Consider the following 20,179-nt stretch of genomic DNA (forward strand, 5'->3'; position numbering starts at 1 on the left):
TATTTCCGCCTCGGGGCCGTGAGCAGACCGACTGGTTCTGGAGCTCAAGGAAGAATTAGCTGCCATAGAGCGTGAGAGACCTTCATGACCGATTCCGACGCCTCGGAGTCGTTTGACGCCCTTTCAGCTTGCCGCCGTTAGCGGACGTTGCGTCTGAACGCCGAACTGAACCTGCTCGTCTCTAATTTTTAGTCCTTTGGGAATAAGCGCCGTTGCAGAACGTCTTCCGTTGGCCAATCGCGGCCGAACCGAAGGACACCGAGCCATGAAGACCCTTTTCGCAGCCATCACCATTCTTTCCGCCGCGGCTTCGACCGCGCTTGCGGGTCCCGCCGGCGACATGGCGAAGGCGCATATCGAAGCGATCGCCAAGGGCGATAGCGCCGCGGTCACCGCCGCCTATGCCCCGTCCGCAACGCTTCACTGGGTCGGGGGGCCGCTCGATGGCACCTACACGGGCCCCGAGATCGTCGCGACCTGGGCAAAGTTCGCCAAGGCGCAGACGGGCCTCAAGGCCACCATCGTCGAGATGCGCGAGAGCGTGAACTCGAAGGGCGCCACCGTCGTCGCCGATGTCGTCTTCGCCAACGACAACAAGATCCCGGTGCGCTACGTCATGATGTTCCGGGACGGCACGCTCACCGATGAGATCTGGCAGATCGACCCCGCGCTGGAGAAGTAAGGCATGTCCACCGACGAGATCGCGGCGCGGATCGAACCGCTCATTCCGGGCCTGAGGCGCTATGCCTATGCGCTGGTGCGCGACAGCGACGCCGCCGACGATCTCGTCCAGGACTGCCTGGAGCGCGCCGTCGGGCGCTGGCACCTGCGCCGGCCCGACGGCGACCTGCGCGCCTGGCTATTCGCCATCCTGCGCAACCTCCACATCTCAGGCCTGCGCCAGCACAAGCGGCGTGGGCCCCACGTGGCGCTCGACGAGATGGCCTCGCCGCCGGCGGTGGACGGCGACCAGGACGGTCGCGCCGGGCTCCGCGACGTCCTGGCTGGGCTCGATGCGCTCAGCGAAGAGCACCGCACCGTCCTCCTTCTCGTCAGCGTCGAAGACATGAGCTACGACGAGGCGGCACGGGTGATCGGGCTTCCGGTCGGCACGGTCATGTCGCGCCTGTCGCGGGCGCGTGAGAAGCTGCGCGCCATCCTGGAGACCGGGATCCGCGCGCCCTTGAGGAGAGTCAAATGAGCCGCAGGGACACGCCCGTCGGCGAGGACGACCTGCAAGCCTATGTGGACGGACGGCTCGAGGCCGAGCGGCTGTCCGCAGTCGAGGCCTATCTCACGGAGCGACCGGAGATCGCCGCGGCCCTCGATCGCGACCGCGAGATCGCCCGGACACTGCGCGAACGCCTTGCCTTCAAGGCCGGGGAGCCGATCCCGGCGCGGTTACGAATCGCCAACATCCGCGAGGCCCGGCGCGGTCGGTTTGCTGTCACGCGTCTGCGCCTCGCGGCTGTCATGGGCTGGCTGATCCTCGGCAGCTCCGGCGGGTGGCTGGCGAACGACGTCCTGCGCGTGCCGCCGCAGATGCCTCGCGTGGCGGTCATGGCCGACGAGGCAATCGCGGCGCATCGCACCTTCGTGGTCGAGGTGGTCCATCCCGTCGAAGTGCGCGCGAACGAGGAGGCGCATCTCCTGCAATGGCTGTCGAAGCGGCTTGGAACGCGGCTGTCGGCTCCGGACCTGACAGGGCTCGGATATCGGCTGATGGGTGGGCGCCTGCTGCCTGCGGGCGCAGGTCCTGCCGCGATGCTGATGTACGATGACGACCAGGGCACGCGTCTGACGCTCTTCGTGAAGACCGACGAGAAGGCCGAGACGTCGTTCCAGTTCGTCGAGGAGGACGGCATCTCCGCCTTCTTCTGGCGCGACGCCGGCCTTGGCTACGTTGTCTCGGCCGAGGCACCGCGCGAGCGGCTGATGCAGGTGGCGACCGCCGTCTACGACAGCCTGAACCGCTCGGCGCCGAGCCTTTCCGGCGATACGCTGTGACGCTCGACCAGCTTCGCGTATTCGTCGCCGTGGCCGAGCGCGAGCATGTAACGGAGGCGGCGAAGGCGCTGAACCTCACGCAGTCGGCGACGAGCGCCGCTATCGCTGCGCTGGAGGAGCGCCACGATGTCCGGCTGTTCGACCGCGTCGGACGACGGATCGAACTGACCGAAGCGGGGCGCCTGTTCTTGCCCGAGGCCCGCGCGGTGCTTGCGCGGGCCGAGGATGCCGGCCTCATGCTTTCCGAACTTGCCGGACTGAAGCGGGGTCGTCTCTGCATCGTCGCCAGCCAGACGGTGGCGAACCACTGGTTGCCGCCGGTGCTCGCGGGCTTCAAGGCCCGCCATCCCGGCATCGAACTTCGGCTGAGCATCGCCAACACGGCGCGCACGGCCGAGGCGGTGCTGGATGGCACGGCCGATCTCGGCTTCGTGGAGGACGAGCTCGGCGATGTCCGGCTCGGCACGCAACGCGTCGCCGATGATCGGCTGATGCTGGTCGCGGCATCAGGGCACAGAGGCTCTGGGTCTCCCGTCGCGGCCGGGGATCTTGCATCGGCGCGCTGGGTGCTTCGCGAACGAGGCTCGGGCACCCGCGCGATCCTCGAAGGTGCGCTCGAAGCCTTCGGTGTCGATCTCACCGCGCTGTCGGTCGAACTCGAACTGCCCTCGAACGAGGCCGTGCGCGCGGCGATCGAGGCGGGCGCCGGCGTCGGGATCCTCCCCGCCGTGGTCGCGGATGCCGCCCTTCGCACGGGGACACTGGTGGCGCTACCCTTCGACCTGCCGTCGCGCGGGTTCTATTCGGTGTTGGCGAGGGACCGTCACTCGAGCCGCGCCGTCGCCGCCTTTCTCGCCGAGCTGCCGACGATCAAGGTGCCGCCGGCGTGATCGATGGATCGACCACGTCCGGACGACATTCAGTCGACGCGATCGTCGAGCGTCTCGCGGCGCTGCCCGGCAAGGCCAACCTGTTCAACCCCTATGCCGGGTTCGACGCGGAGATTGAGGACGCTGACGCGCCGGTGACTCGCCGTCGCAATCTTCAACGCTATCTCGCCGCGTTGGCGGATCGCGGCGTCCGTGACCTTTGGCTCGGCGAAGCGCCCTCGCGCTTCGGAGCGCGTCGGACGGGCGTGCCGTTCACCGGTGACCGGCGGCTCGCCGACCTGTCGGAGCGGCTCGGCCTCGATCCGCCGCTGGCGCGGGCGACCCGCGAGACCCTGCCGACACCGGAGTCTGGAACCTCCCTGGAGATCTGGAACGCGATACCCGACCCGCTGCCGCTGTTCTGGAACGCGGTGCTCTTCCATCCCCATCGCGGCGTTCTGCCCTTGCGCAACCGGACGCCCACCTGGACCGAGATCGCCGAACATCGGAAGGTGCTGGAGATAATCGTCGCGATCTTCGCGCCGCGCCGAATCCTCTGCATCGGCCGGGTGGCGCAGCGTGCGGCGGACGGGCTCGGTATCCCCGCCACCTACGTGCGCCACCCCGCCCAGGGCGGCGCCGTCCGGTTCCGTGCTGGCGTCGCCGCGTTCCTCAACGACCGACCGCCGGCGGATGCCCCTCCTTCTCTCAGTCGGCCTTGAGGCAGGGCGAGACAAAGAGATCTCCCCTCCAGGCGCCGCGCACCGTCCTCGTGCCGACGATCAGCCAAAGCAGCGCCAGCACCGCGACGAGCAACGTGCCGAAGACGTGGATGGCAGCGATCGGCAAAAGGGTGCCGAGCTTCAGCGTAGTCACGGCATAGACACCAAGCGGGAACGTGTAGCCCCACCAGCCGATGTTGAAGGGAAGGCCATCGCGCAGGTAGCGCAGCGTCACGAGCACAGCCATCGCCAGCCACCAAAGCCCGTAACCCCAAAGGAGCAGACCGCCGAAGAAGCCGAGCCCTTCCGCAAACGCGCCGAAACGCTCCAGCCCGTTGGCGGAAAGGATCGCGGGTGCCGCGCCGCCCAGCGTCATCAGCCCGAGCGCGCCAGTGCCGATCGGTCCGAGCGCCAGCCAGCTCGACGCCGCCATGTTGGCGTGCGGCAGCTTGTGGATGGCCATGCGCAGGAGGAGCACGACAAGGATGCTGAGCGCGATCGGCACCGACAGCGCCCAGAGCGCATAGCAGAGCGTCAACACCACGAGCTGTGAATGCGGGTCGACGAGATGCGGCGCGAGCAAGCCGCCGGAGACGGCGGCGACTTCGGCCGCGACCACCGGCAGGAGCCAGACCGCCGTCATCTGGTCGATCGAGTGGCTCTGCCGGGTGAACATCATGAAGGGGATGGCAACCCCGCAGGCTGCTGCCATCGCAATGTCGATCCACCAGAGCGTCCCTGCGATCCTGACTGCGACCTCACCATAGCGCGGCAGGCCGAAGATCAGGAAGCCGTTGACGATGGTGGCGAGGCCCATCGGGATGCAGCCGAAGAACATCGACACGACGGAATGGCCAAAGATGCGCTTGGCCCCGTCGAAGAAGAAGATCCAGCGGGCGGCGTAGAGGCCGGCGAAGAGTGTGAACAACGCGATGTTGAACATCCAGAGGCCCTCGGCCACCGGATGCAGCATCGGCATGTCTGCCTGGAACTGCGAGAGCGCGATTGCCAGGATCCCGGTGCCCATCGTGGCGGCGAACCAGTTCGGGGTGAACTGGCGCACGACCTCGCGCGGGCTGTCGAGGCGCGACAGCGGTTGGAGGCCGAGGGTGACGGCACGCATCTGTTCGAAGGTCATTGGCGGGGTCCTTATCCTGCTGGGGACCATACACAACGGGAATCGTTCGATCCAACGCGTTGTTTTGGTCATTTCGATCGATGGAGGCGATTAATCCTTCAGGCGCTTCGCCCCGAATAAATTTTGCCGCCACGGGAATAAAAGGCTTCCGCAAGCGTCTTTTTGTCGAACCCGTACTTCGAGGACCTTGTGATTCCATGCTGAAGACGCTTTTCCTGACCCTGGCCTTCGCCGGGGTGTCACTCTCCTCGGCAGAGGCGCAGGACGCGCACGCCCATCAGCACTCGCCGATGGTGCCGGCCACGCCCGACGGTCCACACTATGCCGAAGCGACCGCGGAGGCGATGGAGAGGATGCACGCCGGCATGATGTCGGCTCCGGTGACCGGGGATCCCGAGCACGACTTCCTGTCCCAGATGATCCCGCATCACCAGGGCGCGATCGACATGGCCAAGGCCGTCCTCGGCTCGACCCGGGACCCAGCGATCCGCAACCTCGCGCAGTCCATCATCACCGAACAGACCTACGAGATTACGCTGATGCGCTCGATGCTCGCCGCATCTGCCGACAAACCAAAGCCCGTTCCGGAGACAACCCCATGACCCGCATCGCCATTCTCGCCGCCGCGCTCCTCGTCTCGACATCGGCCTTCGCGCTGCCCGCCGCCTCAGACCGCGTCTACACCGCCGACCAGAACTCCAACACGGTCTCGGTCATCGACCCCGTCTCAAACAAGCTTCTGGGCCAGATCCGGCTCGGCAATCCGCGGCCGGACGTTCTGAGCCCCCTCTACAAGGGCGAGGTCAACGTCCACGGCCTAGGATTTTCGCCGGACCACAAGACGCTCGTCGTCGTCTCGACGGTGACGAACTCCGTCACCTTCATCGACACGGCGACCAATGCCGTGAAGGGCACGACCTATGTCGGGCGCAACCCGCACGAGGCCTTCTTCACGCCGGACGGGAGGGAAGTCTGGGCGACGGTGCGCGGCGAGGACTACCTCTCGGTGATCGATGCCACGACCTTCAAGGAGACGGGCCGCATCCCGACGACAAGCGGCCCCGGCATGACCAAGTTCTCGCGAGACGGCAAGCTCGCCTTCGTCGCCAACTCGTTCAACCCGGTGCTCGAGGTCTTCGACGTCGCGAGCCATAAATTGGTGAAGCGGATCCCCGTCGTCTCGCCCTTCGTGCCCTTCGTGCAGGTGAGCCCGGACGGCAGCAGCGTTTGGCTGACGCACAAGGACGTCGGTAAGGTCACACGCGTCGATGCCAGGACGCTCGAGGTGAAGGAGGTGATCGACAGCGGGCCGGTCTCCAACCATCTCGGCTTCGGAACGGTGGACGGCGAGACGCTGGTTTACGTGACGATCGGCGGCGAGAACGTCGTGAAGGTCTATAGGCCCGGCGAGACAACGCAGCTCGTCGCGACTATCCCAGTCGGCGCCCTGCCGCACGGCATCTGGGGATCGGAAGACGGCAGCCGCATCTTCGTCGGGCTGGAGAACGGCGACAAGGTCGACGTGATCGACACGGCCAAGCAGAAGGTCGTGGCCGAGATCCCGATCGGTCAGGCCCCGCAGGCCCTCGTCTTCGTGCCGGGCGCGGTGCCCGACGGTGCGGGAACCCAGAACCTCATGCCGCTGAAAACGGGTCCGGAGAACCTGACGCTCTCGCTGAAGGCACCCGAGGGCGCCACCGGCTCCGGCATGGTCGTCTCGCGCAATCTCGGGCTCGTCGATACGATCGACGTCAGCATCGCCAAACTGAAGCCGATGACGGAGTACGGCGTATTCTTCGAAGGACAGGACGAGCCCGTCGTGGTGTTGAAGACCAACGACAAGGGCGCCGGCATGGCCTCCAGCATCGGTCCGGTGCGCACGATCGGCGCCCCCAGGGAGCCGACGGCGGGCAAGGAGCCGCGGCTGGTTGTGGTCGAGGGTCTGAAGGGCACGGCCAGCCCGGTCCTCGCCAGCCGCTAGAGACGGCTGGGTCCAAAATCGCCATTTTCGGCGCGAGCAACAGTCCGCGCCGAATTGGCTTGGTGGCATGTTCGCTGCTTGTGGCGCTGTCTTTGGGGCCGATCGATTGGACTCAAATTTGGGTGTCGCCGAACCCGTCGGGAGCAACTGAATGTCAGCTATCTACGAGTAGCAGCAGTAAGCGGACAGGCGGAAAACCACCCCATTTCGGCAGTAGTACCGACCAAAAAAGAAGATCTGCTTTCGGTATTCGGCCGAGGCCCGGTGGATGGCTGAAATGAGGGCGCAAAGCGGCAGTCGCTTGTCGGACCAACGCAGACTGCGGATCTCCGTTGGACTTAATCTCTCCTTTCTGAGCCAACAAAATCTATAAATGCCCTCAGCGGCGCGGGCATGAACCTGCGGGAGAAATACAGGCTGGGACCGTCGAAGGTCGTCCACCATTCCGGCAGAACTGGTTCGAGGTCGCCAGAAGCGAAGTGTGGCTGCAACCAGTTTTCGAACGTGTAGATCAGGCCACGGCTGGATCGGGCGAAATCAATTGCGGCGGCGGCGGCATCCACCCCTACGACCAGCCGTCCCTGTGGATCGACCGTGAGCGCTTCGCCCTCCCTTTCGAACTCCCAGAGCACGTAAGCCCCGCTGGAGAATCTAAGTCGGATGCACTCGTGATCAAGCACATCCTTTGGATGCAGAAGCCTTCTTCGACCCGCAAGGTACGATGGACTTGCGGCGAGTGCGCACCGCTGTCTGCGCGGGCCCAACGGTACGGCGATCATGTCTTGAGCGAGATGTTCGCCATAGCGGATGCCTGCATCACATCCGGCGGCGACGGCGTCCACAAGTCTATCCTCGACCACGAACTCCATGCGCACGCCAGGATGCATTTCAAGGAAGCGGCCAACCAGCGGCGGCAGGATGTCTACCATGACTGCTCCAGTCACGTTGAGCTTCAGCAGGCCGCGCACCTCGCGCTGAGAACTTGCAGCATCTTTCAGGGCAGCACGAGCTTCATAATAAAGCGGCAAAAGACGTTCCGCCAGCGAGCGGCCTGCATCCGTTGGTGAAACGCTCCGCGTAGTCCTTGTCAGCAACGGGACGCCAACCTGCCGCTCCAGGCGCTTCACGCGTTCGCTGACCGAAGACGGCGACAGCCCAAGCCGCTGCGCGGTCTTCCGGAAGCCGCCAGTGTCGCAGATGTCGAGAAACACTGCCAGGTCGTCAAAGCCGGAAATGTCTTCATTGTTCGCCATAGCGATCAGTATATGCACGGATCGGGTGGTTATCGAAAGCCATTCCAGCATCTATCTCTCAGTCGATCGGGCAGCCTTTGCCGATCAAAAAGGAAAATATGATGTACAAGAAAACAGTGTTGATCACAGGTGCGAACAAAAGCATCGGGTTTGAAACCGCGCGCCAGCTTGGACACAAGGGTTACAGCGTATGGCTTGGAAGCCGGGATGCCGCACGCGGCGAAGAGGCTTTACGCTTGCTGTCTGCCCAAGGCGTTGAGGCAAGGCCTATTGTCATTGACGTGACTGACGAGGCATCGGTGAGGCAGGCGGCTGATCGCGTGCTGACAGAAGATGGCAAGCTGGATGTGCTCATCAACAATGCTGGCATTCCCGGCCAGATGGTCCCACCCTCTCAGCAGTCCATCAATGACATCCGCCACATTTACGAGACCAACGTCTTCGCACCTGTTCTGGTGACCCAGGCTTTTCTCCCCCTTCTCAAGAAGGCGGGGAATGCAACCATCGTCATGGTCAGCAGCGGCCTCGGGTCCCTTGGCTGGCTCTCGGACCCGGACAATCAGTTCTACGGCGTCAACATCCTCGGCTACAACAGCTCCAAAACGGCTCTCAACGCCATAACGGTGGCTTTTGCCAAGGAACTTGCGGACTCCGGCATCAAGGTGAACGCGGCCGATCCCGGCTACACAGCAACGGACTTCAACGGTCATTCCGGCTACAGGACGGTGGAACAGGCTGCAAGCGGCATCGCGTGGCTTGCGACGCTGGATGGGAAAGGACCGACAGGCGGCTTCTACTTCGACGGGGCGGTGGTGCCCTGGTAAGCTTCCACAGAGTGTCAAAACACCGCTTCGGCGCGCAGGTGCATGACACTATCATAGGGGCATGTCCGCTTTCGAGTACCTTCGGGGCTAGGCCTCAATGTCCGACATGCAGGCGCGAAGCGGAAAATGTTTCCGTGTCCGGCGATTGCTACTCAATGTTCATTTATGTCACCGAGTGCGGACAACCCGCCGCCGGCCCCTGATCCGTCGTTCGGTTGAGCCGCGGTGATGACTCACCGTTGCGCGCGGGCGTGAAGGTCGAACCGACGGGGACACTGAATGCGAGTGGCCGCTGCGCTGTTCTGCTCATCGACAATTGGGTGCAATTTAGCCATTCGAGCCATGTCCGACAGGTTGCTAGTTAGAAATCGAATAGCGGAAATTATTGCCGCGGGCCCTTCCGCTTGACTGAGGTCCAAAGCCAGGGCACAAAGGCGGCATCCAAGGTCGTTTGCGGCCGGAGAAACACAGCGAAGTCAGGGTCTCAGCTAAGCCCTTAAGAAGTCAGTGAGAATCCAGGTTCCCCAGCCAAATCTTGTTAAATTCCATTTTTGGCTATTATTTTCGTCATGCCGGACCCCGTATCGGCATCATTGGCGACCTGATGCCATGCGGCCCTAAGCGGCGTGCATCTCGCGGGCTACCTTTCTTTGCTGGCTACCTGCCGATGGGACAAAGCGGCCAATTCCTTCCCGGAACATTGGCTTCCAACCAGCGTTTTCGATCAGGAAACCAAGGAGAAGCGAAATGGCCGACAAAGACCTGGCTGGCGAAAAGGCTCATACGGACCGCAATCTCGATATTCACGACGAGGATGTGACGCCGATCGGGAGCGAGGCGGAGTTGAGAGGCGATGATGTGGAGCCGGATGATGTGATGTCGGCGGCTGCGCGTCGGGAGGCGGTTCGGTTGAAGGGGGACGTTTTTCTGGTGCGTTCCGATCTGGAAGATGCCGATCAGCGGGAAGCGACACCAGGTGTGCGTGAGCAGGACTGACGTTTTTCCCAAGAATAATTTCGAACGGTGAGAATCGAGCGGCGGGGTAGAACTCTGCCGCTAGCTTTTTGCGCTTGCCCTGCTTGGCGAACGGGCCTGGGGTGCCTGCCAGGAACTTAAGCTTCGACAGCGCGTTTTCTCCTCATGTGCCGGTATTCGGCGAAACCACAAGGAGGAAGCTGTCATGAACCAGCGTTTTGATCCGAACGAAAAGCGCCCCGCAAATCCCACGTCCTGGCCCGCCGATGATGCGGCGAGAGCCGAGCAGGCTGCTCGCACAGACGCGGCGACGATGCGCCCAACCGCCGGGATTGACCCGGTGACGGCGGCACCAATGGGCGATCCCTTGGCCCAGCGTCCGCTGGATCCGGCAGCACCGACCGCGCGGGCCCGTCGCAGCAACTGGCCGGTTCTGATCATTCTGCTTGCCGGTCTCGTACTGGCATTGCTGGTATGGTTGCCTGCGGAAATGTCGAATGACGCGTCCGACACGGCGATACAGCCCGCACCTGCCAGCCAGACGGCAACACCGCCGGTAGCAGACGCGCCTGCCGCCACCGGTACGCAGGCCCCTGCAACGGCGCCGACCGCGACCCCGCCAGCGGCAACTGCCCCGGCTGAGACGGCTCCGGTCACCCCGGCAACGCCGCCGGCTGCAACGGATACCGCTCCGGCCACCGGCACGGCTCCGGCAACGGGTACTACGCCGAGCACGGCTCCGTAAGTCAGGCGTGAAGCACGGTAAGTGCTTTAAGAGAATAATGAAAGCGAGGCCGGAAGGTCTCGCTTTTTTATTGGCGGGTTCCTTCAACACGCTGACGCGTTGCCCGGGTCGGTAAGGATGCAGAGAGACTCGCTTATCCGAGCGAGATGCTCGACCGCATATCGACGGTAGGCGTCTGCTCCTCGCCCACCCCACGCTGAGCAACCGTCATCGTCTGGACGAGGCGCGCGTGCGGGCCGGTGGCGTGACATAATCAGCCGTCCGGTCGAACCAAAGCGTTGCTCAGCGGTTTACCCAGGTGAAACGACCAGATCGAGGATCCGACGATGATCGAGAAGACCACACGCCGCGAAGAAGACTATCGTGATTATGAAGACCGCGACCTCAAGGACGGCTGGCCTTATGCCGACGACGTGTCCGGTTCGCCGACCGATGTCGCTAACCGGTCTTATGGCGAGACGCCGGAGAGTTTCGACGAGTCGGGTAATCCTGGCTTCGAGAGATCGGACGAAACGGCTCGGATCGGCCATGGCGGTCCGGATATCCTGCGGGACGATCCGGAGGCCGACACCGATGATGACGGCATGGAAGAGGCGCTTTCCAATGCGCTTGAAGAGCATGAGATCGACACATCCGCCGTTGAGATCAAAGTTCTGCGTGGCGTTGCCGAACTGTCCGGTGAGGTCGAGACGGCAGCCGATCGTCGTGCTGTCGAGGAACTTGCATACCGCATTCCCGGCATCTCCAAGGTGCGGAACGACCTGACGACGATTGCCGTCGATGCGGCATTCCCGAGCGGGTTGAACGATTGAGATCCTGCCGGAGTGTGAGCTGCCTAGGTGGCGCCGCTGCATAAGCATTTGCCTACGCTCGGCGTGTCGGACTATGAACCTTGGATTTATCTGCGCGGTCCTGTGGGCCGCGCAGTTTTGTGTTTGGCGCGTTGGGGGTGACGATGGAGGATGTGGACGAGGCGCGCGGGGCGCCGTTTCATACGACCGCGTTCGTCACCGGGCTCGGGCGCGGCATTGCGGGCGCGCTCCTCTTTGCTCTGCCCATGCAGATGACGATGGAGATGTGGGATCTCGGCTTTGCCATGGATCGCTTCCGGCTCGCTCTGCTTCTCGTCATTACCGTGCCCCTGCTTGTGGGCATCGCGCATCGCATCGGTTTCGAGAAGACGTTTTCCTGGCGCGAGGATATTCGCGATGCCATGATCGCCTATGCGATCGGCATTCTCGCCAGCGCGATGATCCTCACTTTGTTCAAGCTTTTGACGCCGGAGACGGCCGAGCAGGATTTCCTCGGCAAGATCGCACTGCAGGCCGTTGCCGCCGGTATCGGCGCGCTTCTCGGCCGCAGTCAGCTCGGCACGGATCCCGACGACGCGGAAGATGAGCCGGACAGCGGCTATGGCGCCGAGCTTTTCATGATGGCGGTGGGTGCGCTGTTTCTCAACCTCAACATGGCGCCGACGGAAGAGATGATCCTGATCTCCTACAAAATGACGCCGTGGCATGCGCTGGCCACCATCGCCCTGTCGATCCTCGTCATGCATGCGTTCGTCTATGCCGTCTCGTTCAAGGGTGGGCACGAGTTGGAGGATACGCCGGGATGGCACGCGCTGATCCGGTTCACCCTGCCGGGCTATGTCATCGCGCTGCTGGTCAGCCTTTATTGCCTGTGGAGTTTCGGCAGACTGGACGGGTCAGGCTCTATGCCTGCCTTGATGTCCACCATCGTGCTCGGCTTTCCCGGCGCGATCGGCGCAGCCGCCGCACGGCTGATCCTGTGAGGTTCTGATGGCACGTTCCCGCCGCAAGGTCGTTCGCCGCCACCCGCATTGGATCGAGTGGACCACCGGTCTTCTCTCCACGGCGCTCGTCGCCACCATGACCGGCATGATTCTTTACCACGGCCTTACCGCCAAGGACGCGATACCGGAGCTTAGCGTCACCATCACCACACAAAGGCCGACGGTGCAGGGCTTCGAGGTTTCCTTCATCGTCTCCAATGCCGGCAAGAAGACGGCTGCAGGCGTGCCCGTGACGGGACGGCTGCTGGATGGTGAAAAGCAGGAGGTGGAGACGCGGGAGGTGACGATCGACTATGTGCCCGCTCAGTCTCAGGTCGAAGGCGCCCTCATGTTTTCTGCAAATCCCGGCACCTATCGGCTCGATATTCATGCCTCCGGTTACAGCGAACCCTGACCTCTTTTTCCGCCGATCTCGCCATCAGTGAACGCGGTCGGCCATGGCCTCGCGGGTTGCGGCGATGTGGGCGGTGACGGCCCGATGCGCTGTGGCGGGATCGGCATAGACCTCGCCATCCAGCGGCCAGACGTGAAACTTGACGGCCATGAAGCGCAAGCCGCGCGCGTGCGGCATCAAGGTGCCGACGGCTTCGCCGGCAATCTCAACGATCTGTTTTTGCATGTCTATCTCCCGCCGCCGTGCCCCGTCAGCCCATCTCGTGGCGGCCACGACGGCCTGTCGTTTGCAGCGACGGGGAAACGGCAGGAGCGCCCTATCGTTCCGTGCCCGACATCAAACAAACTTGTCCGCATCGCGAGGTCGCTTGATGGGAGCCGGCGTTGCAAAGACGTGCGCTCAGGCGACGAAGCGTTCCGGACGATAGGGGCCGAGATCGACGATGGTCGTGCGTTCGCCGGTCATCTTTTCGGCCAGCGCACGGCCGGTGACGGGGCCGAGGGTCATGCCGTGATGGGCGTGGCCGAAGGCAAACCACAGGCCTTCATGCCGCGGCGCCTTGCCGATGATAGGCATCATGTCCGGGGTGCAGGGCCGCGCACCCATCCACGGCTCTTCGTCGCGGCGCTCGGCGAGCGGGAAGAAGTCGCGGGCGACGCGCTCGGCACGGGCGAGCTGCACCGGCGTCTTCGGCGCATCGCGGGTCGCGAACTCGGCGCCGGTCGTGAGTCGGATTCCGCGCAGCATGGGCGCGAGGAAATATCCCTTCTCGGCGTCGAGCACCCAGTTGTTCAACCGTTCGCCCTCCTGCGTGCCGTAATGCATATGGTAGCCACGCTTGACCGCGAGCGGGTAGCGGTAACCGAGCTTGCGGGTGACGGTGTCCGCCCAGGGACCGAGGGCCACGACGACCTCCGCCGCCTCGATCGGTCCATCCGGCGAAGCGATACGCCAGCCGGGACCTTCCAGAACGTGCTCGAGCGTTGCGGCATCGCCCGCGACCAGGCGCCCGCCCAGGGACTGGAAATAGGTGAGGTAGGCCTTGTTCAGGCTATGGGGATCGCGGATCGACCACGGATCGGTCCAGCGCAGACCACCGGCAAGGTCGATGCGGATCGAGGGTTCCAGTGCCTTGACATCGCTCGGCGACAGCTTCTGGTGATTGACGCCGAAGCCGGCCGACAGGCGCTCGGCCTCCTTATAGGCAGCATCGCGGGCGGCATCCGTGCGGAAAACCTTCATCCAGCCATCGCGCTGGATGAGGTTGTCGGCACCGGACGCCTTGATGAGGTCGGCATGTTCGGTGATCGAGTTCTCGATCAGCGGCGCATAGAGCCTTGCGATGTGCTGGTGCTGGGTAAAGCCTGAATTCCACCAGTAGCGCACCAGAAACGGCACCAGACCCGGGAGGGCCTTCAGGTGGTAATGGGCCTCGATCGTGTTGTTCAGGGCATAGCGGAACAGAGCGCCGAAATCGTGCGGGAAGCCGTAGGGCACGACGCCCTCGCGCTGGATGAGGCCGGCATTGCCGAAAGAGGTCTCCTCCCCTGCCCCACGGCGATCGACGAGCAGAACCGATTTTCCACGCCGTGCGAGATGGATCGCCGTGGACAGGCCGACAATCCCCGCACCCAGAACCGCCACATCCGTCTTCATCGTGCTCAACTCCATGTTCCCAGCGCGTCGCGTCTTCGCGCCTATGTCAGCATTTTCCGGACGTTCCGCAACAGGTCTGATCAGGAATTCGCTGTTCGGGGCGCTCTCCGCACAACGAAAAAGGGAGTGGCGAACCACTCCCTTTCCAATGCTATCCGTACGTCGTTTCTGACAAACCTCAGGTGCGGCGACGCATCAAGCTTGCGACGAGCGAGATGACGAGGAAGGCAAGAAACAGGAAGAACAGGATCTGCGCAATACCGGCAGATGCACCCGCAACGCCGCCGAAGCCGAGAACACCTGCGATGATAGCAACAACGAGAAAAACAAGTGCGTAGTACAACATGGTTTCTTTCTCCGATTAACTCATGCTCACTAACGCATCACAATATCGTTTGTTCCCTCAGTGCGTGCAATGCGAATACGGCCGGCAGGCTTGATGTGATGGCTGCGCGGTACGAGGCCGGAGGTAACAGCTGGAAAAATCGGGATCTTCTAGCGGCGCATTCGCCCCTTCGTCGCGGCCACAAAGCGCCTCCCCGCCAACCCCTGCGGAGCAACGACATTTAAGTATTCATTTACCATAACTGGCGCACTGGTTCATTTTGACACGACGTTGCCACAGGATTGGCGGAACTTCACCGTGCACGAGGCGTTGAGTTCACGAATCATTGAGGCGAGACACCAACATGACCGTATCGAACGCACATATCTGGAAGTCCGTTGCGGCCTCGGCGCGGCCTGCATCGCGGTCGAGCGAGAAGAACCTTCACATCGGCCAAACGCTGAAGGATCTCTACTTCAACGGTCAGATGCCGGCGACGGATGGGCGGTTCGAGCAGTTGCTGGATGCGCTGGATTCGTCGGAAGACCGCAGCGAGCGGCATTGATTTTTATTCAACAGACATCGTGAGGGCGGCCCGGTGGGTCGCCTTTTTTGTTGTCTGGAGATGGGTGATGACAACCGGCGAACATGAAAAAGGCGGCTGAGCGATCAGCCGCCTTGTCCTCACACGATCAGGGCTTCGGGTTGGCGAGCACGATGCTGCCGGGATTGGCCTTGTAGGCGGCAGCGTCGTAGGCGGGCTGGGTTTCCAGCTGCTCCTTGGTGTAGGGCGAGTAGATCGTCATCGCGCCCTTGGCATCGGCCATCACCTGAATATTGGCGGCACTCATCGCCACCGGCTTCTGCGCGATGCCGAGAAAGCCGCCGACATCAATGATGTAGGCTTCGAGCTTGCCGTCCTTCGCCAGAATCACATCGCCGACCTCGCCGATCTTTGTGTCGTCGGCCACCTTCACCGGCGTGCCGATCAGCTTGTCGGCCGACAGCATGGCGGCATCGACCGGCTTCAGCTCATCGGTGGGCTCGACCGTCGCGGTGATCGCCGCGTCAGGCGCCAGATCCGGATCGGTCATCTCCGGTGTGGTACCGGTCTGCGGAACGGTCGGTTCGGCGCCGGCGGCATCCAGTGGGACTTCCGTATTCTCCGGCGTTGCAAGCGGCTTGGCCGCAGTGTCCGTGGATGCTGCAGGCGTCGTCGCCGCGGTATCCTTGGTAACGGCACCATCCATGACAGCCTTGCGCTGGAAGGCGGGCGCGGCTTCCAGATCCTGCTTGGTCATGGAGACCACGAGGATCTTGGCGCCATCACGCTCCGACCAAGAGGCGCGATCGAAATTGACGGCCACATCCTTTTCGCCGATGCCGAGGAAGCCGCCGACACCGACGACGAGCGCTTCGGTGGCGCCGGCCGCATTGATCACGACATCCTTGACCTCGCCGATCGCTTCGCCTTCCTCGTCAACGCCGGTATAGACCGTCTTGCCGATAACGTTGGACGCGAGCATATCGTCGCCTGCGGCGGCAGACGGTGATGCCGCAGGGGCAGAGGCTGCCGGTGCTGTTGCGGGTGCCGCCGGCGTCTGCTGCGCCAGTGCGGTACCGGCGAGAGCGGCAGCAAGAACTGTGCTTGCCAGAAGGGTTTTCAGCATCGGATTGCTCCTTAAAACGTAAGACGATGAGACAGAATTGAATAAAGGGCTGGGGCTGCGAGGCGCGTGCGACGCCTTGTCGGCATGTGCGGTCTCGGACTGTATTCTGGAACAGAGAGAACATGTGGGAGGCGAAACGCCGCTTGATGCGCGTGCCGGCGGCCGTCATGGCCGACTTCGTGTTGCGGAGGTGATGGCATCACCCCTTTGGTGACGCTGGATACGTCGCTGATTCCGCGCCGGCCACCTGCCACACCACATTATCCCTTCATCCACACAGCCCCCACAACGCAGCCAGGGCAGGATTTGTTCCCAAGGCGAGGCCGCAGACCGCGCTGGAGGCAGGTCGGTGAACGGCTCCCGGATGCGGGCATCAAACTGGTATGATCAGTGCTTGGAACAAAAGAGAGAAACGCGCGTTATAGCTCGGCATTCCGAATGAACCCAAAGAGGAACCGCCAATGCTCGGCACCATTCTCGTGATCGTCCTCGTACTCCTGCTCATCGGCGCTCTGCCGACGTGGGGCCACAGCCGCAGCTGGGGCTACGGACCTTCCGGTGGCTTGGGCCTGGTGGTCGTTATCCTTCTTGTGTTGGTCCTTATGGGACGCATATAAAACCTCGGCTTTCCCAGAGGGCCATCCACACCAAGTTGAACCGGAGGATATCACCATGAAAAAAGCTCTTCTCGTCGTCGCCCTGATCATGCCGCTCGCAGCCTGCACCCAGACGGAACGCGGCGCCGGCATCGGCGCCGCATCGGGTGCCATCATCGGCGGCGTGGCAACGGGCAACGTCCGTGGCGCAGCGATCGGCGCTGGCGTTGGCGGCCTTGCCGGCGCGCTGATCGGTCAGGCGAACGAACCGGGCCGCTGCATCTACCGCGACCGTAACGGCCGCCGCTATACGGCCTCCTGCTGATCGGATCTTTCGGTCATAGACTGAAACGGAAAAACGGGCCTCGGCCCGTTTTTTTGTGTCGCTCATCTGAGGCTTCGCTCTTTCGTCAGCCCTTGCGCGCGTCCTCGACGCTGTCAAGTTGCTGCAGGAGATCGAGAAACGCATCGGGAAGAGGTTCCCGTTCCACGGCACTGTAGAGGGCTCTCAGTTTCGAGACGATTTGGCTGTTCGGGTCCATGGTCTCCGCATGTTGCAGGACCGGGCCGGGTTTGGGGTTTGTCATATCCGCCATGATGTCAGGTCCGTTTCGTCCGAAATCCGATCGCGCTCGTCCCGGTGCGGCCTGTCGGCATCCTCAAATTGATCACGTCGCCCTCATGCTTTGTAATTCTTGCCGATCAAACTTTCCACACGACGGGAAACATGGTCAAACGTCCCTGTTTCGACTCGTCGAACGATCTAACTTTGTCCGGTTTCGGCGCCAATATATCGAAGGACGTCTTTCATGTCACTTTCCATGCGGATCGCCGCACACCTTCCCTATGTCCGCCGCTTCTCCCGCGCCATCACGGGCTCGCAGACGTCGGGCGATGCCTATGTCGCGGCCGTCCTCGAAGCGTTGATTGCCAATATCGACCTGTTCCCCAAGGCGTCGAGCGACCGGGTCAGCGTCTTCAAACTCTATTGCTCGCTGTTCGATACGATCACCATCAAGATCGACGAAGAGGCAGTGAACTCGCCCTATGCCTGGGAAAAGCGGGCCGCCGCCAATCTGGCGCGGATCTCGCCCGATGCGCGAAAGGCGTTCCTGCTCGTCTCTGTCGAAGGCTTCAGCCCGGATGAGACCGCGGAAATTCTGAGCGTGACGCCGGATGCCGTGGCCGGACTGATCCAGCAGGCGTCGACGGACATTGCCCGTCAGGTCGTGACCGACATCCTCATCATCGAGGACGAGCCGCTGATCGCCATGGATATCGAGGATATGGTGCGCAGCCTCGGCCACGGCGTGGCCGGCATCGCCCGCACGCATAGCGAGGCGGTCGAGCTGTTCAAGCGGACATCGCCGAAGATGGTTCTGGCCGACATCCAGCTTGCGGATGGCAGCTCCGGTATCGATGCGGTGAACGAGATTCTTTCGACGGCGACCGTACCGGTGATCTTCATCACCGCGTTTCCGGAGCGCCTGCTGACGGGCGAAAAGCCGGAACCGGCCTTCCTCGTGACCAAGCCGTTCAACCCCGACATGGTGAAGGCGCTGATCAGCCAGGCGCTGTTCTTCAACGAGAACGCCCCCGCCGGCGAGGCCTGAGAGGCTCATTAGCCCGGCAGCTGGCGTTCCGGCGGCCGGGTGCGGACCTCGTTGAAGATGGTGAGACCGATGAGCGCGAGCGGCATGGCCAGCATCGCGCCGACGGCACCCCACATCCATGTCCAGAAGATGATGGCGATGAAGATCAGGAACGGGTTGATCTCCAGGCGATGCCCAAGGATCGCCGGTGTCACCAGATTTTCCATGACCAGATGCAGCAGGAAGAAGCAGGCAGCCGGCAACAGTGCCATGATCATGCTGTCATGCGTCATCAGGCCGGCGCAGGTGAGCGCGATCGTCATGGCGGTAACGCCGAGATAGGGAATGAAGCTCGACACGAAGGCGAAGAGACCCCAGAGAACCGCGCCCGAGAGCCCGCCGGCAAAGGCGATGAGCGCCGTGATCGTGCCGAGCGAGATATAGATCAGGCTGGCGGTGGAGAAATAGAAGCCCACCGCACTCTCCGTGGCGTTCATGACGCGGATGGCCGTCAGGCGGCGCTCATGTGTGGCGAAGGCGAGGATGATGGTCTTGCGCAGATGCGCGCGGCCGATGAGGAACAGACCAAGGGCTGCGAGGAAGATCAGCGTCTGGACGAAGGCGGGCGTAAGGCCCGTGGCGACCAGCCCCAGCATGGAACCGGCATTGGCCATGACCATATCCGAGATCGCCTTCTCGTTCGCGCCGTTGATGGCGCGCTTCACCCATTCGAACCGCTCGAAGAAGGGCAGGAACCGCTGGACCGCGTCTTCCATCATCACCGGCGCCTTGGCGGTCAGCGTGGAGATCGGCTCGATCAAGGCATTAACGAGGAAAAAGACCAGCACCACAAAGACGATGCCGAAGAACAGGCCACCGAGCATGGGCGGTAGGCCGAAGCGCGAGAGCCTGTCGGCCGCAACACCCAGCACCATACCGACGACGATTGCCAGCGTGACGGGCATCAGGATGGATTCAAGCGTGTAAATGACGCCGGACATGAGGATGACGAATGTTCCGACGATGCTCCAGGCGACGACGAGATCGAGGCCGGTCTTCGGATCGGCCAGTGCCGTCGCCTCGGACGGCGGCGGGTTTTCGATGTGCGCTTTCTTCTTCGCCTTGAACAAGGCTCGCTCCGGTATGGCAGAATTCATCTTTGACCTCCACTCGCAATGAGCGCGGGCCGAAAGCTGCCGCGGTATCTTGCCTGACGCCCCACATTTGCGGTCTTGCAATGCTCAACGAGCATGACCTGATAGCCGGGACGTCCGTCAATCCGGATACGGGAGAAAAGTTCCCGTAACGCTCTGAAGGCCCACCATTTTCCACCAAAAATGGTATTTTTCGGTGGGCGCTTCTACATTCGGCAGGATCAGTATTTTTCCGGCGGAAAGATCCGCAGGGTCAGCGAGAAGAGGCCGAGACCCAAGAGAACGACGAGCAGCGTGTTTGCCACGTCGTCGGATGTTGCGGAGACGACGCCGACGGCAAGTGCGGCGCAGACGAGCAGGATCAGGCCGAGCCTGGGCAGCCAGTAAAGCATGGGGGCGTCCTTCGATGTGTGAAAACGTTAATTCTGGCCTAACAACGGCCCGATTTGCCAAATTGTTCCC

General features: G+C 62.8%; 26 protein-coding genes. 17 read left to right on the plus strand and 9 right to left on the minus strand.

The genetic code is table 11. The features are described from left to right. Window positions 1-265: 265 nt before the first annotated feature. Genes G8E10_RS00440 through G8E10_RS00460 form a run of 5 tightly spaced genes read left to right on the plus strand, consistent with a single transcriptional unit; the run spans window position 266 to window position 3,598 of the window. Window positions 266-682, plus strand: a complete 417-nt coding sequence (locus G8E10_RS00440; protein WP_167125929.1) for a nuclear transport factor 2 family protein — start codon at window positions 266-268, stop codon at window positions 680-682. 3 nt (window positions 683-685) lie between these two features. Next, window positions 686-1,201, plus strand: coding sequence for a sigma-70 family RNA polymerase sigma factor (locus G8E10_RS00445; protein WP_062595837.1), 516 nt, complete (start codon window positions 686-688; stop codon window positions 1,199-1,201). Next, on the plus strand, window positions 1,198-2,007 hold the full coding sequence (locus G8E10_RS00450; RefSeq protein ID WP_092986781.1) for an anti-sigma factor family protein: 810 nt from the start codon (window positions 1,198-1,200) through the stop codon (window positions 2,005-2,007). Before G8E10_RS00445 ends, G8E10_RS00450 begins: the two co-directional genes overlap by 4 nt. Then, entirely contained in the window at window positions 2,004-2,897 is an 894-nt protein-coding gene (locus G8E10_RS00455; protein ID WP_062595835.1) for a LysR family transcriptional regulator, read from the plus strand. Before G8E10_RS00450 ends, G8E10_RS00455 begins: the two co-directional genes overlap by 4 nt. Beyond that, window positions 2,894-3,598 carry a uracil-DNA glycosylase family protein gene (locus G8E10_RS00460; RefSeq protein WP_062595834.1) on the plus strand — a complete coding sequence of 235 codons (705 nt, stop codon included), beginning with the start codon at window positions 2,894-2,896 and terminating at the stop codon, window positions 3,596-3,598. Before G8E10_RS00455 ends, G8E10_RS00460 begins: the two co-directional genes overlap by 4 nt. Here the strand turns inward: G8E10_RS00460 and G8E10_RS00465 are convergent. Beyond that, window positions 3,585-4,736 (minus strand): TDT family transporter, encoded by a 1,152-nt coding sequence (locus G8E10_RS00465; protein WP_062595833.1) that lies wholly within the window; start codon window positions 4,734-4,736, stop codon window positions 3,585-3,587. The two genes, G8E10_RS00460 and G8E10_RS00465, sit on opposite strands and share 14 nt — an antisense overlap. A 197-nt stretch (window positions 4,737-4,933) precedes the next feature. On the opposite strand from G8E10_RS00465, the gene G8E10_RS00470 reads away from it, so the two are divergent. Both G8E10_RS00470 and G8E10_RS00475 read left to right on the plus strand, forming a co-directional pair. Further along, on the plus strand, window positions 4,934-5,338 hold the full coding sequence (locus G8E10_RS00470; protein WP_165916872.1) for a DUF305 domain-containing protein: 405 nt from the start codon (window positions 4,934-4,936) through the stop codon (window positions 5,336-5,338). Then, window positions 5,335-6,717 (plus strand): YncE family protein, encoded by a 1,383-nt coding sequence (locus G8E10_RS00475; RefSeq protein ID WP_092986779.1) that lies wholly within the window; start codon window positions 5,335-5,337, stop codon window positions 6,715-6,717. The genes G8E10_RS00470 and G8E10_RS00475 overlap by 4 nt, the downstream gene beginning before the upstream one ends. A 338-nt stretch (window positions 6,718-7,055) precedes the next feature. Here the strand turns inward: G8E10_RS00475 and G8E10_RS00480 are convergent, their stop codons facing one another. After that, window positions 7,056-8,021: a LysR family transcriptional regulator gene (locus G8E10_RS00480; RefSeq protein ID WP_343289613.1), complete on the minus strand. Its 966-nt coding sequence runs from the start codon at window positions 8,019-8,021 to the stop codon at window positions 7,056-7,058. A gap of 47 nt (window positions 8,022-8,068) precedes the next feature. On the opposite strand from G8E10_RS00480, the gene G8E10_RS00485 reads away from it, so the two are divergent. The 6 genes from G8E10_RS00485 (at window position 8,069) to G8E10_RS00510 (ending at window position 12,724) form a co-directional block, all read left to right on the plus strand. Beyond that, window positions 8,069-8,794, plus strand: coding sequence for an SDR family oxidoreductase (locus G8E10_RS00485; protein WP_207903324.1), 726 nt, complete (start codon window positions 8,069-8,071; stop codon window positions 8,792-8,794). Window positions 8,795-9,541: 747 nt separating this feature from the next. Next, window positions 9,542-9,790: a hypothetical protein gene (locus tag G8E10_RS00490; RefSeq protein WP_167125932.1), complete on the plus strand. Its 249-nt coding sequence runs from the start codon at window positions 9,542-9,544 to the stop codon at window positions 9,788-9,790. A 184-nt stretch (window positions 9,791-9,974) separates the two neighbouring features. After that, window positions 9,975-10,514, plus strand: coding sequence for a hypothetical protein (locus G8E10_RS00495; protein WP_167125935.1), 540 nt, complete (start codon window positions 9,975-9,977; stop codon window positions 10,512-10,514). 326 nt (window positions 10,515-10,840) lie between these two features. After that, window positions 10,841-11,326, plus strand: a complete 486-nt coding sequence (locus tag G8E10_RS00500; protein WP_167125938.1) for a BON domain-containing protein — start codon at window positions 10,841-10,843, stop codon at window positions 11,324-11,326. A gap of 143 nt (window positions 11,327-11,469) precedes the next feature. Beyond that, entirely contained in the window at window positions 11,470-12,309 is an 840-nt protein-coding gene (locus G8E10_RS00505) for a TIGR02587 family membrane protein (protein WP_167127055.1), read from the plus strand. Window positions 12,310-12,316: 7 nt separating this feature from the next. Then, on the plus strand, window positions 12,317-12,724 hold the full coding sequence (locus G8E10_RS00510; protein ID WP_167125941.1) for a TIGR02588 family protein: 408 nt from the start codon (window positions 12,317-12,319) through the stop codon (window positions 12,722-12,724). Between the two features lie 24 nt (window positions 12,725-12,748). Here the strand turns inward: G8E10_RS00510 and G8E10_RS00515 are convergent, their stop codons facing one another. The 3 genes from G8E10_RS00515 to G8E10_RS00525 all read right to left on the minus strand — a co-directional run bounded on the left by G8E10_RS00515 (window position 12,749) and on the right by G8E10_RS00525 (window position 14,726). After that, window positions 12,749-12,949 (minus strand): hypothetical protein, encoded by a 201-nt coding sequence (locus G8E10_RS00515; RefSeq protein WP_167125944.1) that lies wholly within the window; start codon window positions 12,947-12,949, stop codon window positions 12,749-12,751. Window positions 12,950-13,123: 174 nt separating this feature from the next. Then, window positions 13,124-14,380, minus strand: a complete 1,257-nt coding sequence (locus G8E10_RS00520; RefSeq protein ID WP_167125947.1) for an NAD(P)/FAD-dependent oxidoreductase — start codon at window positions 14,378-14,380, stop codon at window positions 13,124-13,126. 178 nt (window positions 14,381-14,558) lie between these two features. Beyond that, entirely contained in the window at window positions 14,559-14,726 is a 168-nt protein-coding gene (locus tag G8E10_RS00525) for a DUF1328 domain-containing protein (RefSeq protein WP_167125950.1), read from the minus strand. Between the two features lie 343 nt (window positions 14,727-15,069). On the opposite strand from G8E10_RS00525, the gene G8E10_RS00530 reads away from it, so the two are divergent. Beyond that, complete coding sequence (locus tag G8E10_RS00530; RefSeq protein ID WP_110799964.1) at window positions 15,070-15,270, plus strand: hypothetical protein; 201 nt, start codon at window positions 15,070-15,072, stop codon at window positions 15,268-15,270. Between the two features lie 127 nt (window positions 15,271-15,397). On the opposite strand, the gene G8E10_RS00535 is transcribed toward G8E10_RS00530, so the two are convergent. Further along, window positions 15,398-16,375, minus strand: coding sequence for a PRC-barrel domain-containing protein (locus tag G8E10_RS00535; protein ID WP_167125953.1), 978 nt, complete (start codon window positions 16,373-16,375; stop codon window positions 15,398-15,400). A gap of 461 nt (window positions 16,376-16,836) precedes the next feature. On the opposite strand from G8E10_RS00535, the gene G8E10_RS00540 reads away from it, so the two are divergent. Together G8E10_RS00540 and G8E10_RS00545 are read left to right on the plus strand one after the other, a co-directional pair. Further along, entirely contained in the window at window positions 16,837-16,992 is a 156-nt protein-coding gene (locus G8E10_RS00540) for a DUF3309 family protein (protein WP_082477169.1), read from the plus strand. Between the two features lie 55 nt (window positions 16,993-17,047). Next, the gene (locus tag G8E10_RS00545; protein ID WP_132663790.1) at window positions 17,048-17,296 is read left to right on the plus strand and encodes a glycine zipper domain-containing protein; all 249 of its coding nucleotides are present in this window, start codon (window positions 17,048-17,050) and stop codon (window positions 17,294-17,296) included. Window positions 17,297-17,381: 85 nt separating this feature from the next. Here G8E10_RS00545 and G8E10_RS00550 read toward each other — a convergent pair whose 3' ends face one another. Next, a complete protein-coding gene (locus G8E10_RS00550; protein WP_132446305.1) occupies window positions 17,382-17,567 on the minus strand; it encodes a NepR family anti-sigma factor in 186 nt (61 codons plus the stop codon). A 213-nt stretch (window positions 17,568-17,780) separates the two neighbouring features. On the opposite strand from G8E10_RS00550, the gene G8E10_RS00555 reads away from it, so the two are divergent. Next, on the plus strand, window positions 17,781-18,584 hold the full coding sequence (locus G8E10_RS00555) for a response regulator (protein WP_132446303.1): 804 nt from the start codon (window positions 17,781-17,783) through the stop codon (window positions 18,582-18,584). A gap of 8 nt (window positions 18,585-18,592) precedes the next feature. On the opposite strand, the gene G8E10_RS00560 is transcribed toward G8E10_RS00555, so the two are convergent. Together G8E10_RS00560 and G8E10_RS00565 are read right to left on the minus strand one after the other, a co-directional pair. Then, entirely contained in the window at window positions 18,593-19,720 is a 1,128-nt protein-coding gene (locus G8E10_RS00560; RefSeq protein WP_167125956.1) for an AI-2E family transporter, read from the minus strand. Between the two features lie 218 nt (window positions 19,721-19,938). Next, window positions 19,939-20,109: a hypothetical protein gene (locus G8E10_RS00565; protein WP_092932282.1), complete on the minus strand. Its 171-nt coding sequence runs from the start codon at window positions 20,107-20,109 to the stop codon at window positions 19,939-19,941. Between the last annotated feature and the right edge of the window lie 70 nt (window positions 20,110-20,179).

Origin of the sequence: Ferranicluibacter rubi, assembly GCF_011603255.1 — a bacterium.
Classification (GTDB): Bacteria; Pseudomonadota; Alphaproteobacteria; order Rhizobiales; family Rhizobiaceae; genus Ferranicluibacter; species Ferranicluibacter rubi.

What these genes read in the sequence shown, in the direction of transcription:
- G8E10_RS00440 (WP_167125929.1), top strand. Translation starts at nt 266, where the DNA reads ATGAAGACCCTTTTCGCAGCCATCACCATTCTTTCCGCCGCGGCTTCG.
- G8E10_RS00445 (WP_062595837.1), top strand. Translation starts at nt 686, where the DNA reads ATGTCCACCGACGAGATCGCGGCGCGGATCGAACCGCTCATTCCGGGC.
- G8E10_RS00450 (WP_092986781.1), top strand. Translation starts at nt 1,198, where the DNA reads ATGAGCCGCAGGGACACGCCCGTCGGCGAGGACGACCTGCAAGCCTAT.
- G8E10_RS00465 (WP_062595833.1), bottom strand. Translation starts at nt 4,736, where the DNA reads ATGACCTTCGAACAGATGCGTGCCGTCACCCTCGGCCTCCAACCGCTG.
- G8E10_RS00470 (WP_165916872.1), top strand. Translation starts at nt 4,934, where the DNA reads ATGCTGAAGACGCTTTTCCTGACCCTGGCCTTCGCCGGGGTGTCACTC.
- G8E10_RS00475 (WP_092986779.1), top strand. Translation starts at nt 5,335, where the DNA reads ATGACCCGCATCGCCATTCTCGCCGCCGCGCTCCTCGTCTCGACATCG.
- G8E10_RS00480 (WP_343289613.1), bottom strand. Translation starts at nt 8,021, where the DNA reads ATGCTGGAATGGCTTTCGATAACCACCCGATCCGTGCATATACTGATC.
- G8E10_RS00485 (WP_207903324.1), top strand. Translation starts at nt 8,069, where the DNA reads ATGATGTACAAGAAAACAGTGTTGATCACAGGTGCGAACAAAAGCATC.
- G8E10_RS00490 (WP_167125932.1), top strand. Translation starts at nt 9,542, where the DNA reads ATGGCCGACAAAGACCTGGCTGGCGAAAAGGCTCATACGGACCGCAAT.
- G8E10_RS00495 (WP_167125935.1), top strand. Translation starts at nt 9,975, where the DNA reads ATGAACCAGCGTTTTGATCCGAACGAAAAGCGCCCCGCAAATCCCACG.
- G8E10_RS00500 (WP_167125938.1), top strand. Translation starts at nt 10,841, where the DNA reads ATGATCGAGAAGACCACACGCCGCGAAGAAGACTATCGTGATTATGAA.
- G8E10_RS00505 (WP_167127055.1), top strand. Translation starts at nt 11,470, where the DNA reads ATGGAGGATGTGGACGAGGCGCGCGGGGCGCCGTTTCATACGACCGCG.
- G8E10_RS00510 (WP_167125941.1), top strand. Translation starts at nt 12,317, where the DNA reads ATGGCACGTTCCCGCCGCAAGGTCGTTCGCCGCCACCCGCATTGGATC.
- G8E10_RS00515 (WP_167125944.1), bottom strand. Translation starts at nt 12,949, where the DNA reads ATGCAAAAACAGATCGTTGAGATTGCCGGCGAAGCCGTCGGCACCTTG.
- G8E10_RS00520 (WP_167125947.1), bottom strand. Translation starts at nt 14,380, where the DNA reads ATGAAGACGGATGTGGCGGTTCTGGGTGCGGGGATTGTCGGCCTGTCC.
- G8E10_RS00525 (WP_167125950.1), bottom strand. Translation starts at nt 14,726, where the DNA reads ATGTTGTACTACGCACTTGTTTTTCTCGTTGTTGCTATCATCGCAGGT.
- G8E10_RS00530 (WP_110799964.1), top strand. Translation starts at nt 15,070, where the DNA reads ATGACCGTATCGAACGCACATATCTGGAAGTCCGTTGCGGCCTCGGCG.
- G8E10_RS00535 (WP_167125953.1), bottom strand. Translation starts at nt 16,375, where the DNA reads ATGCTGAAAACCCTTCTGGCAAGCACAGTTCTTGCTGCCGCTCTCGCC.
- G8E10_RS00540 (WP_082477169.1), top strand. Translation starts at nt 16,837, where the DNA reads ATGCTCGGCACCATTCTCGTGATCGTCCTCGTACTCCTGCTCATCGGC.
- G8E10_RS00545 (WP_132663790.1), top strand. Translation starts at nt 17,048, where the DNA reads ATGAAAAAAGCTCTTCTCGTCGTCGCCCTGATCATGCCGCTCGCAGCC.
- G8E10_RS00550 (WP_132446305.1), bottom strand. Translation starts at nt 17,567, where the DNA reads ATGGCGGATATGACAAACCCCAAACCCGGCCCGGTCCTGCAACATGCG.
- G8E10_RS00555 (WP_132446303.1), top strand. Translation starts at nt 17,781, where the DNA reads ATGTCACTTTCCATGCGGATCGCCGCACACCTTCCCTATGTCCGCCGC.
- G8E10_RS00560 (WP_167125956.1), bottom strand. Translation starts at nt 19,720, where the DNA reads ATGAATTCTGCCATACCGGAGCGAGCCTTGTTCAAGGCGAAGAAGAAA.
- G8E10_RS00565 (WP_092932282.1), bottom strand. Translation starts at nt 20,109, where the DNA reads ATGCTTTACTGGCTGCCCAGGCTCGGCCTGATCCTGCTCGTCTGCGCC.